Origin of the sequence: Pseudomonas fluorescens (genome assembly GCF_902498195.1) — a bacterium.
Classification (GTDB): Bacteria; Pseudomonadota; Gammaproteobacteria; order Pseudomonadales; family Pseudomonadaceae; genus Aquipseudomonas; species Aquipseudomonas fluorescens_BU.
In genome coordinates this window covers 475,959-490,542 of record NZ_CABVIY010000003.1, presented here as the reverse complement: position 1 = coordinate 490,542, position 14,584 = coordinate 475,959, and the positions used below count along the sequence as shown (strand labels likewise).

Sequence of the window (14,584 nt, the reverse complement as noted above, 5' to 3'; positions counted from 1 at the left end):
GCGGGCTTTTTACTGCCCCGCCAGGTGTCTTCAACGGAGGTGTTTCCCATGTCGGAAAAAGAGTCCATCACCACCCTGCTCACCCTGCTTGATTCCCGTCAGGTTCGCCTGGCTGCGGCGTGCAAGGAAATCGCCGATTGGGTCGATCATCAAGGCGGACATCCCACCGCCCTCAGGATTCGCGATCGCCTGAACGACATCGAGAAGGATACGCCGCTGATTCGCAACACCCTGTCGGCGCTTAAACCGGTCGACCGGCCGCTGCCACGGTTCAGATGACTTCTTGCAGGCAGCTGATGCAAAACAGCGTTCTGACAGCGCAGGCATGATCGGCGACACCCCTTCGTTACCGAATGAATGCCTGCCCGATCATTGCGTGCTGCTCCCCCCACCCAGCCCGGCGCTGGGATTTTTTTGTGCCAGGGCCGGCAACGAACGTCACCCCCCGCGTGCGGTCAAACGATCACACGTCACGAGGAGACGTCCTGATGGTCACTCACTTCAACGTCAGCGGGCACCTGGCCTGCGGTCACAAAGGCAACAACCTCACCTCCACCCGCGAACTCAACCGGGTCAAATGCCGAAGCTGCCGAAACACCGACGCCTACAAGGAAGCGCGCAAAGCCCAACGCAATGCTGCGCGACGCGCCGCACGCAAAAACAAAGCCCCCCACAGCGATGCTGACTGGCGCCAGTCCTGGACCGAGCGGTTGACGGCCATAGCCGGGTTGCAACGACTGCCCCGTGGTTTTGCCGGGCAACCTTTCGTATAACCGATAGCATCGACGGCTGGGCCTGGTCGGCCCAGCGTCGACAGGTGCCTGATACCTCCAAGGCCGAAGCCCGACGTACTGCATTGGCGGCAATCCGCTTCCTCGTCTAGGGTCTCTTTCGTATCGAATGGCGGCGCCCTTTGTGGCGCCAGCCTGATCAAGGAGGAAGCGATGTCATCCATTCGTAATGCCGAACACACCTATCGCCAGTGGTCCAGCCCGATCCTGCTTGAACTCAAGGAGCGAGAAGACCAACTGAACCCGTCGGACCGGCAGGCGCTGCAAAATATCCTGCTGGAAAGGAGACTGATCAACAGCGGCAACCCTGACGGCAGCGATCGGCGAAAGGCGCAACAGGAAACGGGCGGTTGATTGAGCCCTGTAGATACGCTGCGCACGGTCAAGCTTTCGGCAGGTGGTAATCGCTATAAAGCCTGGCTGTGGCAGTACATGCCCGCTGCATGAATGCCGCTCCTCTCATTCCCCACTCGTCAGGCGCCTGGCACCTTTCCCTTCGTCCCCCTTCCAAAGCCATACATCCCTGCGCGTGGAAGACCCGAATCATGAACAGAAAAACAGCTGCGATCACACTTCTCGCCCTGCTATCGAGTGCTTCATTCCATGCATTTGCGGCAGAAACCGCCAGCCAGGGATCCGCCGTTCCACCTGCCGCCATCCCCGGTTTAAACCAGGCCCATGGCACTGAGTCCAATCAGGACAAGGCCAGCAAAAAAGGCGAGGAAGCCGCAGGTTCAAATTCCGGCGCCGATTCACAAACCCTGGAAAAAGAAGCGGCGTCCTCTAACAACCCAAAGGATGACGGAAAAACACAACAGAAAAACGACTCCGAGGGCTGAGCATCCCCCGTCCCTGTCCAGCGCGCTCATGACCGCTGGAACCTTCGCTGACCATTGGAGGCTGCCCCTTGCCTGCGATTTACTGGGCCACTTTCCTTGCATCCTGAGCTAGTCTTTCAACTCTAAAACAGAATTGGACGATCACTCCGTTGTCATTTGGAGAGCAGGTAATCGTGAAAGGCAGATTTATTGGCGCAACGGTCGTTGTGGCATTTGTAGTTGCCGTGGCTTACGGGTTCAGCACGTGGGAAGCCAGCAAGGATCCGCGTCAGGATAAATTGTGCGAAGTCGCACAGGAGCATCTCAAGACCGTGCAAATCCAGGCACGCGCCATGGCCGCCGGCTTGTCTGTCGAAGGCTATGCCGAGGCCGAAAAGGCCGAAGTGGGGAATCTCATCAGCGCCCTGGATACCGCCAAGACCAAGGAAGAAGTGGAAACGGTCATTTCAGAACATTCCGACAAGGTCCAGGCGCAAGTTGCCGCTACGGACGCCGAGGTCAAGTCACGGGGCGATCAAACCTTCCTTGGGCAACAGCGCAAGGAGCAGCGAATCACGACAGACGTCAAGCAAGAAATCCAGCGCGCCGAAAAGGCCGTCATCACTGCCTGCGAGTGACAGCCCTGCGCTGCATTACGCCGTAGTTACATCTAACTTCAACTATCGATCCTAAATAATTGATTTAAATATTATTTAAATCTTAAATATTGCGTTCTATGTGACGCGCGGATGCATTGTCAGGAAATCCGCCCGGCATCAGCCCTTTCACACAGTCGTCACATTGACCCGGCACAATGCACTCAGCCAAAGGGATTTGGCCCATCCACCAAAAGCCCGACCCATGCGTCGGGCTTTTCGTTTCGACTTGCACCTCGCAGGACGCCATCTACACTCAATGCAGCTGAGGGATCAGCAACCAGTGTGAAAAAACAGCCCGCCCATGCGGGCTTTTTCATTCCCGCTCATTTACGCCGCCCTCCCAGCGCCTGTACGGCCTGGCTCGAACGACCATCTATGACGTACGGCCCTTAAAACCCTGTGCTCCCTCGGATGCGCCAAAGAGGAGATTGGCCTATGGATCGATCAGCGCGGCTCCCGTGAACTATCCAACCGCATTGAGGACCGTCTGGGCGTCCTCAGCGCGAACGCGGACTTTATAGCGGAAACCATCGACGAGATCATCGCTCGGAGTAAGCCTGACGAAGACCAGAGGACTGACTGATGGATTCGGACACCTCGAAAGCCTCAGAAAGCTAAAAACGAAAAAGCCCCGGCAACTGCCGAGGCTTTCAGGTTGATCAAACAGTTTCGCCAGCGGGAGAAATGACGCCCCCCTGAAACAAACAAGGGTTTGCATCAGCTTTCGCCCGCAAACCCTTGATTTTAAATGGTGCCCGAAGCCGGAATCGAACCGGCACGCCCTTACGAGCGGGGGATTTTAAGTCCCATGCGTCTACCAGTTTCGCCATTCGGGCGGTAGCGCGGTGAATCAGAGGGGGGAAATATATACATCCCGTCCCCGTGAAGCAAGGTCGCAGTTGCGATTATTCAGACTAAATCTTGCAGACTCAAGAAAATAAAAACTCTGTAAATCATAGACCTACAAAGTTTTTTTAGATTGATCGCGAAGAGCGGGGGCATTTGCCAGGTACTGCACTTTCCCGACCGCAATAAAAAACCCCGTAGATCATCGATCTACGGGGTTGTTTATAGTGGAGGCCGAGGTCGGAATCGAACCGGCGTAGGCGGATTTGCAATCCGCTGCATAACCATTTTGCTACTCGGCCTCAAAACATTTGCTGTCAGTAGCAGCGACATCAAATGCGTAAAACTTGGAGCGGGAAACGAGACTCGAACTCGCGACCCCGACCTTGGCAAGGTCGTGCTCTACCAACTGAGCTATTCCCGCGTCTTGGTGTGGCGCATTCTATAGAATCCAGAAGCCCCGTCAACCCTTTGATTCAAAAAAGTTTTATTTCTTTTCAACGTCGGTCTTCAGATGGGGCCAGGCAGCTCGCAAGTATTGAACCATGGACCACAAAGTCAGGCCCGCGGACACCATCAGCAGGGCGTAACCCAACATCACCCAGAAACTGAAGTCTGACGGGTTGGCCAGCAGAATCACCAGCGCGAGCATCTGTGCGGCGGTTTTCCATTTGCCCAGGTTCGACACGGCCACGTGGGCACGGGCGCCGAGTTCGGCCATCCATTCACGCAGGGCCGAGACCACGATCTCGCGACCGATGATGACTGCCGCAGGCAGCGTGAGCCACAGGTTGCCGTGTTCCTGCACCAGCAGTACCAGCGCAACGGCGACCATCAATTTGTCGGCGACGGGATCGAGAAAAGCCCCGAACGGCGTGCTTTGCTCCAGACGGCGGGCCAGATACCCGTCCAGCCAGTCCGTGGCAGCGGCAAATGCGAAGACCGAGGCTGATGCCAGGTAGCTCCACTGATAAGGCAGGTAGAACAGTAAAATGAAGATCGGGATGAGCAGGACGCGTAGAACGGTAATCAGATTAGGGATATTCATCGGCACAACTGGCTACGAGGTGAGGTGGCATTCTACTCGCTGTGCAGATTTGCATAAATCAACTCTGCGAGCTTTTTACTGATCCCGGGTGCTTTGGCGATCTCTTCGATGCTGGCACGAGACAGCTCCTGCAATCCACCAAAATGTTTCAACAAATCGCGGCGACGTGTCGGCCCGACGCCGGCAACGCCCTCAAGCGTAGACGTACGACGGGTTTTTCCACGACGAGCACGGTGACCGGTGATGGCAAAGCGGTGAGCTTCGTCGCGAATCTGTTGAATCAGGTGCAGCGCGGGGGAATCGCCGCGCAATGTGAATTCATGGGCGGCATCGTTGAGGTACAGGGTTTCGAAGCCGGCCTTGCGCGTCGCGCCCTTGGCCACCCCGAGGAGGATCAGGTCCGGCACCGCCAGCTCATTGAGCACATCACGGGCCATGGACAGCTGCCCCTTGCCGCCGTCCACCAGCAAAATATCTGGCAGCTTGCCCTCCCCGTCCTTCAGCTTGCTGAAACGCCGGGTCAGCGCCTGGTGCATTGCCGCGTAGTCATCCCCGGCCGTTACGCCTTCAATGTTGTAGCGACGGTAATCGGACTTGATCGGGCCTTCTGGGCCGAACACCACGCAGGACGCCACGGTCGCTTCACCGCTGGAGTGACTGATGTCATAGCATTCTAGGCGCTGTGGCGGCTCGTCCAGTTGCAGCACCTCGGCCAGCGCATCGAAACGTGCCGTGATGTGCTGACGATTAGCCAGGCGCGCGCCCAGTGCCTGCTCGGCGTTGGTGACCGCCAGTTGTTGCCAGCGTGCCCGCGTACCGCGCACCCGATGACTGATGGTCAGTTCGCGACCGCGCAATTCTTCAATGGCCGCAATCAGCGTCGGAAAATCATCATGAACCACGTTGACGATCAGCTCGCTCGGTAAGTCGCGCTCAGGACTGCTGATGAAATACTGGCCAAGAAACGCCGCCATTACCTCGGAAACGTCTTCTTCAATACCCACCTGCGGGAAAAAATTCTTGCTTCCCAGCACCCGCCCACCGCGAACACTGATCAAGTGCACGCATGCACCGCCCGGGTTGACGAACGCCGCGATCACATCGACGTCCCCGGTCCCGCCTTCCATGCTCTGCTGGTCCTGGACCCTGCGCAGCAGTGAGATCTGGTCACGCAGCTCGGCGGCACGTTCGAACTCCAGGTTGATCGCCGCCTCTTCCATGCCCGCCGACAACTCGTCGGTCAGCGCATTGCTGCGCCCCTCCAGGAACATCACCGAATGTCGCACGTCCTCGGCATACACCTCGGGTTCGACCAGCCCGACACAAGGCGCCTTGCAGCGCTTGATCTGGTACTGAAGGCATGGACGCGTACGGTTCTTGTAATAGCTGTCTTCGCACTGGCGAACAAAAAAAGTCTTTTGCAGCAGGCTCAGGCTTTCGCGAATCGCACCGGCGCTGGGGTACGGGCCGAAGTACTTGCCCTTGGCTTTCTTCGCACCGCGATGAATGCTCAAGCGCGGGAACTGGCCATCGGACAGAAAAACGTAGGGGTAGGATTTGTCATCGCGCAGCAGGATGTTGTACGGCGGGCGCCACTCCTTGATCAGCGTCTGTTCAAGCAGCAATGCCTCGGTTTCGTTGGCAGTGATGGTCGTCTCGACCTGGGCGATACGCGACACCAGCGCGGCCGTCTTGGGCGCCAGTCCGGTTTTCCTGAAGTAACTGGACAGGCGATTCTTGAGGTTCTTGGCTTTGCCGACATACAAAAGGCGCGCTTCGCTGTCGAACATGCGATACACACCGGGACGCCCACTGACGGTCGACAGGAAGGCGCTTGGATCAAAGGTTTCGGTCATTTTCAGAGGCTGGCATCAACCATGCCGTGACGAACCGCCAGCAGCGTCAACTCGACATCACTACTGATCGAAAGCTTTTCGAAAATGCGGTAACGGTAGGTATTTACGGTTTTGGGCGACAGGCACAGCTTGTCGGAGATGATCTGGACCTTCTGGCAGCCGACGATCATCAACGCAATCTGGATTTCCCGCTCGGACAGGGCGTCGAAAGGTGAATCATTGGTCGGCTGGAAGGATTTGATCGCCAGTTGCTGGGCAATCTGCGGACTGATGTAGCGCTGCCCGGCAAACACCAGGCGGATGGCCTGGACCATTTCCGGCAAGCCCGCGCCCTTGGTCAGGTATCCGGCGGCGCCCGCCTGCAACAAGCGTGTAGGAAACGGATCTTCCTCACAGACCGTCACCGCCACGACCTTGATGTCCGGATGACTGCGCAGCAATTTGCGAGTGGCTTCAAGACCACCAATCCCGGGCATCTTGACGTCCATCAACACCACATCGGGTTTCAGCTCGCGCGCCTTGAGCAGGGACTCTTCCCCCGATTCAGCCTGGCCGACTACTTGAAGGCCATCGATGTCAGCCAGCATTCGTGTAATGCCTGTACGAACGAGATCATGGTCATCGACTACTAGCACCCTAATCAAGCAGACACCTCGCGATATGGTCTTATTGGGTTGCCGACACCTTAGCAAAAAAGCCACCGGCAAACCTAGCGGAAAGCGTCAGATAAAAAGTTTCCAGTTATCTTGGAAGCCCTGTGCCATGCGTGTTTCAGCGATCCGAGGCCTCGACGTCGCGCTGCATCCTCAGGAAACACGGGTCCGCCCCCACCACCTGTAATCCTTTTCTTTCATACAACGCCCGCGCCGGGTTGTTTTCAAAAACCGTCAAGCGCAATGCCGGGCGCCGTTCCTGGCAGGCCATGGCAAATACCTGATCGATCGCCCAGGAACCCGCGCCCTGCCGGCGAAACCCTTCGTCAATGTGTATTTCACGGATGTACAGCGCCCTGGCATCGCGACTCAGGCTGACGTACCCCACCGGATGCCCGCCGCGCACAATCAAGCGGTTTTCCCGCCCCGCCCAGGCCACATCGAACGCCTCGTCCTGCCAAAGCAGGTCGTGCTGGATGTAATAGCGCAGCATGTTCCGGCAAGTCAGTTCGCGTGCGAAATCGAGATCGCCGTCCGTTGCCGCACGCCACTCAAACTCCATTGTGCCTCCACGACGGTTGATCTATCAGGGAGACTAAGTGTGGTCACAACCGGCATGTCACTCAAGCGATATAACACGCTACCTGTACCCGATAGCATTTTCTGATTGAATCCTCGTACCGGGCTCTAGTAAGCTCGGGCCATCCATCGGAGACACAACATGTTCAACGCCCTCTCCCCGCTTCGTACCGCCAGCGCCCTGCGCTCGGTTGCGGCTGCGCGGGCGAACGACGCTTGTGCTCCGGTCAGCTTTTATTTTGGGTATTGGTTTAGCCACTGGCGCGCCTGATACCCACACGGCGCCCACTTTAGACGGGTCGCCACCAGAGAATACTCAACCCCCGGTCGGCCTCCCGACCGGGGGTTTTGTTTTTTCAGCCCCGAACATTTTTAGCAACACACCAGACATTCAGAGGATCAAGCACATGAACTACGCCACTTATTACCGTTACGACAGTTTTACCGCCTGGCGATTTACCACCCTCCGTTCGGGACAGCCTGCCGCCTCCGATCGGTCACCCACAGGTGGCAAGCACACACACGCAGCCAATTTGGCCAATTGTCGAACACCCCAATAGGGCCGAGCACGCGGGAACCCACCCGCCGCCAGCCCAGGAAGCCTGAATATGAACTCGTCCGTCTCTGCTCTGCCACTGTCGACCCTGAGCCCTGCCAATGAAGCGCTGACCTTGCGTCTGCCCAGCTCGTTGCAACTCAAACAGCAACTGCCGCTCACCCTGGCACTGACCCAGCAAGTCGCGGCTCACCGCCAGGCGGTTCGCGCGATCCTCAACGGAGAAGATTCCCGTCTGCTGGTCATTGTCGGCCCCTGCTCGATTCACGACCCGAAATCAGCACTCGAATACGCCGCCAAGCTGGCCCGCCTGGCCGACGACGTCAGCGACCAAATGCTGTTGGTGATGCGCGCCTACGTCGAAAAACCCCGCACCACGGTCGGCTGGAAAGGCCTGGCCTACGATCCGCGCCTGGATGGCAGCGACGACATGGCGGGCGGCCTGACCCTTTCCCGCGAACTGATGCGCGAAATGCTCATGCTGGGCTTGCCGGTGGCAACCGAACTGCTGCAACCCATGGCCGCCGGTTACTTCGATGATTTGCTGAGCTGGGTGGCCATCGGTGCCCGCACCACCGAATCGCAGATCCACCGCGAAATGGCCAGCGGTCTGAGCATGCCGGTCGGTTTCAAGAACGGCACCGACGGCGGTGTCGCGGTCGCCAGCGACGCCATGCGTTCGGCCGCCCATCCGCATCGCCACTTCGGCGTCGACAGCCAGGGCCACCCGGCGATCATTCAGACCCCGGGCAATGCCGACACCCATCTGGTCCTGCGCGGTGGCCACGACGGACCGAACTACGACCGTGCCAGCGTGACCAGGGTACACAGCGACCTGACACGCCTGAAGATTCCGGCCCGGATCATGGTCGACTGCAGCCACGCCAACAGTGGCAAAGATCCGTTGCGCCAGCCGGCGGTGTTCAACGATGTGCTGGAACAACGCCTGCAGGGTGACCGCTCGCTGATTGGCATGATGATCGAAAGCCATCTGTTCGAGGGTTGCCAACCGTTGAGCCCTACCCTTAAGTACGGCGTGTCGGTCACCGACGGTTGCCTGGGCTGGAACGGGACGGAAGAACTGTTGCTGCAGGCGGCGCAGCGACTGCGTTCTCAGCGCGGTTAATCCCGCAGGGAACTCGCCGGACAGAGCGCGGAGAGTCCCCGGCGGGACCTCCCGCACCTCGCCTTTTTCGGCGTTTCTCAATGCCACTTTCGTCCACTGACCGCGTCTTTTTCATACATCGCGACCACGTCCCAGTGTTTTAGAGTGAGGCGCAAGGCGCCTCCCTGGACGCCAAAAAGGACAAAATCATGCAACGGAATGCAGACACTCATTATCCCATCCTGCTGATCCACGGGCTCTTCGGCTTCGACCGGATCGGCAACTTCGAACTCTTTCATGACATCAAGCAAGCCCTCAGGAGCGGTGGCGCGCGCGTCTTCGTGCCACACCTGTCGGCCACCCACAGTAACGAAACACGCGGCGAGCAACTGCTGGCGCAGATCGAACGGGTTCTGGAGGGCACCGGCGCGATTAAAGTCAACCTGATCGGTCACAGCCAGGGCGCACTGGCGGCACGTTATGCGGGGGCGGTCGCGCCGCAGTCGGTGGCTTCGGTGACCTCCGTCAGTGGACCGAACCATGGTTCGGAGCTGGCCGACTTCCTGCGCAAGGCCCTTACCCCTGGCCGCTTGCCGGAACACATCGCCGATACGGTGGCGACCCTTTTTGCAGATTTCCTGTCGCTCCTCAGTGGCAACCGGCGCCTGCCACAAGACTCCGTCGCCGCCCTGAACGCCCTGACGACCGAGGGTACAGGTGCCTTCAACGAAAAATACCCGCAAGGACTGCCTGAAACCTGGGGCGGCAACGGCTGCGAACAGGTCAACGGAGTCCGCTATTACTCCTGGAGCGGCGTCCTGGCGAAAAACCTTCTGGATGACCCCTTCAACCCCATCGATCCGTTGCACGGCTTCTTGAGGGCCTTTTCCCGATTTTTCACCACCGAAGCCGATCAGAACGATGGCATGGTCGGACGCTACAGCTCCCATCTGGGCAGCGTCATTCGTTCCGACTATCCGCTGGACCATCTGGGAACCCTGCGCCAGGCAGGCCTGCCGACGGCAAACAGCATCGACCCGATCGAGCTGTACGTGCAGCACGCCGAACGGCTGATAAAAGCGGGGCTTTGATCGTGATGCCGGTCACTTGCAGGCACTATGCTGGCGGCGGGCGGCGTTCCGACGGTGGGTGGCATTTACGACGCACCAGGCCTCAATGGCCGTGCGGTACAGACATTTTTCGCGAGCATGCTCGCTCCTACAGGAGAAATAGCTCACTGAATCCGGTAGGCTCCACATTTTACAGAACATTGAAAGGAGTAATTTCCCATGGCTAAAGCCACTGCCCGCCACATCCTCGTAGCCAGCGAAGCCAAGTGCAACGAACTGAAGGCCCAGATCGAGGGCGGCGCTGATTTCGCCGAAATCGCCAAGGCCAACTCCACTTGCCCTTCCAGCCGCCAGGGCGGTGACCTGGGTTCGTTCGGTCCGGGCCAGATGGTCAAGGAGTTCGACACCGTGGTCTTCAGCGCGCCGATCAACGTCGTGCAAGGCCCGGTGAAGACTCAGTTCGGCTACCACTTGCTGGAAGTGACCAGCCGTCAGGACTGATCGACGTCCGGCGTTGCATCACGACGGCCCGCCTTTTGGTGGGCCGTCGTGTTTCAGATACGCGATTCGGCTGGCGAGGGACGCGCCGCTAGCGTACAAATTGTCGTTAACGACCACCCGGCTCTAAGGCTGACAATGCGACTGGCTTTCCCTACTGTGTTATTCACTGCCGTGGCCCTGCTATTGGGCGCCGCCGGTGTGAACGCTGCACCGCAACATGCGTTGACCGTCTACGGTGAGCCGGCCAGGTACCCCGCCGGCTTCAGTCACTTCGCCTACTCCAATCCGCAGGCCCCCAAGGGCGGCACCATGCGTCGCTCGGCGATCGAGATCGGCCACTTCGACCATGTCCTGCCCTACATCGACAAGGGCATTGGCGTCACGCAGATCGATGGTTTGCTCTATTCGCCCCTGGCCCAACGTTCCCTGGATGAGCCCTACACCGTATATGGCCTGGTGGCGCAGCAGATGGAACGCAGCGATGACGGCCTGTCCCTGCGTTTCTTCCTCAATCCCAAGGCCCGTTTCGCCGATGGCAAACCCATCACCGCCGAAGACGTGCGCTATACCTTCGACCTGTTGATGACCCAGGGCAGCCTGCGTTATCGCACCCAATTCGCCGATGTCAAAGGCGTCGAAGTGGAGTCGCCCCTGACCGTGCGCTTCGACTTCAAGAACAACGAAAACCGCACACTGCCGCTGGACATCGCGACCCTGCCGGTGTTTCCCGAGCACTGGTGGAAAACCCGCGACTTCGCCGGTGGCGGCGGTTACGAGGCACCACTGGGTAGCGGGCCGTACAGGGTGGGCAAGGTCGACTCCGGGCGCAGCATCACCTTCGAACGCAACCCCGACTGGTGGGGCAAGGACCTGCCGGTGAGCCGTGGCCTGTACAATTTCGATCATTTCAGCATCGAATACTTCGGCGACACCGACGTTGCCCGCCAGGTCCTGCGCGGCGGCGCCTACGACTACAACCGCGAGTTTTCCGCCACCGGATATTCCATTGGCTATGAAAGCCCGGCCCTGAGCGACGGCCGCCTGCAGAAGGCCCACCTGGCGACGGAGGCGCCGCAACCGAGCCAGGGCTTTGTTTTCAACCTGGACAAACCGATGTTCCAGGATCGCCGGGTGCGTCAGGCGCTGGTCATGCTCTGGGATTTCGAATGGAGCAACCGGCAGATGATGCGCAACCTGTACATCCGCCAGCAGAGCTTCTTTTCCAATACCGAACTCGCCGCGCGACAATTGCCGGATGCCGGCGAGCTGGCGATTCTCGAACCCTTGCGCGGGCAGATCCCCGACGAAGTCTTCAGCCAGGTATTCGAGGCGCCGAAAACCGATGGCAGCGGCGTGATTCGCGACAAGCAGCTGCAAGCCCTGGCCTTGCTCGAGCAGGCCGGCTGGAAACCCCAGGGCGATCAACTGGTCAACGCCGACGGTGAGCCGCTGAGTTTCACGTTCCTGGTCAGCCAGAACGGCATGGACCGCTTGCTGTTGCCGTACAAGCGCACACTGAAACAGATCGGCATTGACCTGAACATTCGCCGCATCGACTCGTCCCAATACGTCAACCGCTTGATGAGCCGCGACTACGACATGATCGTCACCGGCTACCCGGTCACCACCTCTCCGGGGGGCGAACTGTTGAATTATTTCGGTTCCGCAGCCGCCACCGACCCGGGTTCCAACAACTACATGGTCCTGAAGAACCCGGCGGTGGACACCCTGATCAACGGCCTGGTGCGCGCCGACAACAAGGCCGACATGTTGCGCTACGCCCATGCGCTGGATCGGGTGCTGCAATGGAACTACTACTGGATCCCCAACTATTACCCGCCGGGAACGTCCACCGTCTGGTGGAACCGCTTCGGCATCCCGAACGTGCAGGCCAGCAATGACGAAGCCATCGAAAGCTGGTGGGAAATGAGCACCACGCCGCTGACCAACCAGCAAATGACCGCCGAACGTATTCGCCGTGGCAGCCCCGGAGGACCGCACTGATGTGGGCTTACATACTGCGGCGCCTGCTGCTGATCATTCCGACGCTGGTGATCATTCTCCTGGTCAACTTCGTCATCGTCCAGGCCGCGCCGGGCGGCCCGGTGGAACAGGCCATCGCCCATCTGCAAGGCATTGGCGGCGCCAGTGTCGGCGGCGGCTCGGGCGAGACCATGAGCGGCACCTCACGGGCCAGTCGCGGCCTCGACCCGCAACTGATCAAGGACATCGAGAAACAGTACGGCTTCGACAAACCGGCCCACGAGCGGCTCTGGCTGATGCTCACCAGTTATGCGCGCCTGGACTTCGGCAAGAGTTTCTTCCGCGGCGCCACGGTCACCGACCTGATCCTGCAGAAAATGCCGGTGACCATCTCCCTCGGGCTCTGGGCGACGCTGATCACCTACCTGGTGTCGATCCCGCTGGGGATTCGCAAGGCGGTGCACCACGGCAGCCAATTCGATATCTGGAGCAGTACCGCGATCATCATCGGCTACGCGATGCCGGCGTTCCTGTTCGCGATGTTCCTGATCGTGATCTTTGCCGGCGGCACGTCGCTGAACTGGTTTCCGGTGCGCGGGCTGGTGTCGGACAATTTCGAGTCGCTGTCGACCCTGGGCAAGGTCGCCGATTACTTCTGGCACCTGGTGCTGCCGGTGACGGCGCTGGTGATCGGTGGTTTCGCCACCCTGACCATCCTGACCAAAAACTCGTTTCTCAATGAAATCACCCGCCAATACGTGGTCACCGCTCGCGCCAAGGGCTTGAGTGAGCGGCGGGTGCTGTATGGCCACGTGTTCCGCAACGCCATGTTGCTGGTGGTGTCGGGCATTCCCCAGGCCTTCATCAGCGTATTTTTTGCCGGTTCCCTGCTGATCGAGGTGATCTTCTCCCTCGATGGCCTGGGGCGCATGAGCTATGAGGCCGCCGTGTCCCGGGACTATCCGGTGGTGTTTGGCTCGCTGTTCATTTTCACCTTGTTCGGCCTGCTGATAAAACTGGTGGGCGACCTGTGCTACACCCTGGTCGACCCGCGCATCGACTTCGCCGCGAGGAACGCCTGATGTTCAAGCTTTCGCCGCTGGGCCGTCGTCGTTTCGAACGTTTCAAGAAAAACCGTCGCGGCTGGTGGTCGCTGTGGTTGTTTGTCGGCCTGTTCCTGCTGACCCTGGGCGGCGAACTGATCGCCAACGACAAGCCGTTGCTGGTCAGCTATCAAGGCCAGTGGTATTTCCCGACCTTCAAGCGCTACACCGAGCAGGAATTCGGCGGGCAACTGCCGTTCCAGGCCGACTACCGCAGCGACTACGTGCAACACCTGATCAAGAAGGACGGTGGCTGGCTGCTGTTCCCGCCAATCCCCTTCAGTGACGACACGCCGAACTACGACCTGAACAAACCGGCCCCGAGCCCGCCGTCGAACGTGAACTGGCTGGGCACCGACGACCAGGCGCGGGACGTGTTGGCCCGGGTGATTTTCGGCGCGCGGGTATCGATTCTGTTTGCCTTGATGCTGACCTTCGTCAGCGCGCTGATCGGCATTGCCGCCGGCGCCCTGCAAGGCTATTACGGTGGCTGGGTCGACCTGCTTGGCCAGCGGCTGCTGGAGGTCTGGTCGGGGCTGCCAGTGCTGTACTTGCTGATCATCCTGTCCGGGTTTGTGGAGCCGAATTTCTGGTGGCTGCTGGGGATCATGGCGCTGTTTTCCTGGCTGGCGCTGGTGGACGTGGTGCGTGCCGAGTTCCTGCGTGGACGCAACCTGGAATACGTCAAGGCCGCACGGGCGCTGGGCCTGACCGATCGCAAAGTGATCGTGCGGCATATCCTGCCCAACGCGATGAACGCGACCTTGAGCTACCTTCCGTTCATTCTCACGGGTGCCATTTCGACCCTCACCGCACTGGACTTCCTCGGCTTCGGCATGCCGGCCGGCAGCGCGTCGCTTGGCGAACTGATCGGTCAGGGCAAGCAGAACCTGCAGGCGCCGTGGCTGGGGCTGACGGCGTTTTTCACCCTGGCATTGATTCTTTCTCTACTGGTGTTCATCGGCGAAGCCCTGCGCGACGCGTTTGACCCTCGATCTTGAGCTACGGGCGGCTGA

At 59.4% G+C, this 14,584-nt stretch carries 15 protein-coding genes and 3 tRNA genes; 11 read left to right on the top strand and 7 right to left on the bottom strand.

Going from position 1 to position 14,584, the window contains the following annotated elements:
- The first annotated feature begins 48 nt into the window (after window positions 1-48).
- The 5 genes from F8N66_RS13145 to F8N66_RS31475 all read left to right on the top strand — a co-directional run bounded on the left by F8N66_RS13145 (window position 49) and on the right by F8N66_RS31475 (window position 2,247).
- On the top strand, window positions 49-279 hold the full coding sequence (locus F8N66_RS13145; protein WP_034147138.1) for a hypothetical protein: 231 nt from the start codon (window positions 49-51) through the stop codon (window positions 277-279).
- A gap of 209 nt (window positions 280-488) precedes the next feature.
- The gene (locus tag F8N66_RS13140; protein WP_150770570.1) at window positions 489-773 is read left to right on the top strand and encodes a hypothetical protein; all 285 of its coding nucleotides are present in this window, start codon (window positions 489-491) and stop codon (window positions 771-773) included.
- Window positions 774-944: 171 nt separating this feature from the next.
- Window positions 945-1,145, top strand: coding sequence for a hypothetical protein (locus F8N66_RS13135; RefSeq protein WP_150770569.1), 201 nt, complete (start codon window positions 945-947; stop codon window positions 1,143-1,145).
- Window positions 1,146-1,336: 191 nt separating this feature from the next.
- Window positions 1,337-1,630: a hypothetical protein gene (locus F8N66_RS13130; protein WP_150770568.1), complete on the top strand. Its 294-nt coding sequence runs from the start codon at window positions 1,337-1,339 to the stop codon at window positions 1,628-1,630.
- Between the two features lie 173 nt (window positions 1,631-1,803).
- Window positions 1,804-2,247, top strand: a complete 444-nt coding sequence (locus F8N66_RS31475; protein ID WP_191622983.1) for a hypothetical protein — start codon at window positions 1,804-1,806, stop codon at window positions 2,245-2,247.
- 770 nt (window positions 2,248-3,017) lie between these two features.
- Here F8N66_RS31475 and F8N66_RS13115 read toward each other — a convergent pair.
- From F8N66_RS13115 to F8N66_RS13085, 7 genes are all read right to left on the bottom strand, one after another.
- A tRNA-Leu gene (locus F8N66_RS13115) sits at window positions 3,018-3,104 on the bottom strand.
- A gap of 238 nt (window positions 3,105-3,342) precedes the next feature.
- Window positions 3,343-3,416, bottom strand: a tRNA-Cys gene (locus tag F8N66_RS13110).
- Between the two features lie 46 nt (window positions 3,417-3,462).
- Window positions 3,463-3,538 (bottom strand) — tRNA-Gly (locus F8N66_RS13105).
- A 63-nt stretch (window positions 3,539-3,601) separates the two neighbouring features.
- Window positions 3,602-4,162, bottom strand: a complete 561-nt coding sequence (gene pgsA / locus F8N66_RS13100; protein ID WP_150770567.1) for a CDP-diacylglycerol--glycerol-3-phosphate 3-phosphatidyltransferase — start codon at window positions 4,160-4,162, stop codon at window positions 3,602-3,604.
- A gap of 32 nt (window positions 4,163-4,194) precedes the next feature.
- On the bottom strand, window positions 4,195-6,018 hold the full coding sequence (gene uvrC / locus F8N66_RS13095) for an excinuclease ABC subunit UvrC (protein ID WP_150770566.1): 1,824 nt from the start codon (window positions 6,016-6,018) through the stop codon (window positions 4,195-4,197).
- Window positions 6,019-6,020: 2 nt separating this feature from the next.
- The gene (gene uvrY, locus F8N66_RS13090) at window positions 6,021-6,662 is read right to left on the bottom strand and encodes a UvrY/SirA/GacA family response regulator transcription factor (RefSeq protein ID WP_008015884.1); all 642 of its coding nucleotides are present in this window, start codon (window positions 6,660-6,662) and stop codon (window positions 6,021-6,023) included.
- Window positions 6,663-6,789: 127 nt separating this feature from the next.
- Entirely contained in the window at window positions 6,790-7,233 is a 444-nt protein-coding gene (locus F8N66_RS13085) for a GNAT family N-acetyltransferase (RefSeq protein WP_150770565.1), read from the bottom strand.
- Window positions 7,234-7,858: 625 nt separating this feature from the next.
- Here F8N66_RS13085 and F8N66_RS13080 point away from each other — a divergent pair.
- The 6 genes from F8N66_RS13080 to F8N66_RS13055 all read left to right on the top strand — a co-directional run bounded on the left by F8N66_RS13080 (window position 7,859) and on the right by F8N66_RS13055 (window position 14,569).
- A complete protein-coding gene (locus F8N66_RS13080) occupies window positions 7,859-8,932 on the top strand; it encodes a 3-deoxy-7-phosphoheptulonate synthase (RefSeq protein WP_150770564.1) in 1,074 nt (357 codons plus the stop codon).
- Between the two features lie 188 nt (window positions 8,933-9,120).
- The gene (locus F8N66_RS13075) at window positions 9,121-10,002 is read left to right on the top strand and encodes a lipase family alpha/beta hydrolase (protein WP_150770563.1); all 882 of its coding nucleotides are present in this window, start codon (window positions 9,121-9,123) and stop codon (window positions 10,000-10,002) included.
- Window positions 10,003-10,200: 198 nt separating this feature from the next.
- Window positions 10,201-10,482, top strand: a complete 282-nt coding sequence (locus tag F8N66_RS13070; protein ID WP_027923796.1) for a peptidylprolyl isomerase — start codon at window positions 10,201-10,203, stop codon at window positions 10,480-10,482.
- A gap of 135 nt (window positions 10,483-10,617) precedes the next feature.
- A complete protein-coding gene (locus F8N66_RS13065; protein ID WP_150770562.1) occupies window positions 10,618-12,486 on the top strand; it encodes an extracellular solute-binding protein in 1,869 nt (622 codons plus the stop codon).
- Window positions 12,486-13,547 (top strand): microcin C ABC transporter permease YejB, encoded by a 1,062-nt coding sequence (locus tag F8N66_RS13060; protein WP_150770561.1) that lies wholly within the window; start codon window positions 12,486-12,488, stop codon window positions 13,545-13,547. Before F8N66_RS13065 ends, F8N66_RS13060 begins: the two co-directional genes overlap by 1 nt.
- Complete coding sequence (locus tag F8N66_RS13055; RefSeq protein WP_150770560.1) at window positions 13,547-14,569, top strand: ABC transporter permease; 1,023 nt, start codon at window positions 13,547-13,549, stop codon at window positions 14,567-14,569. Before F8N66_RS13060 ends, F8N66_RS13055 begins: the two co-directional genes overlap by 1 nt.
- Window positions 14,570-14,584 lie beyond the last annotated feature (15 nt).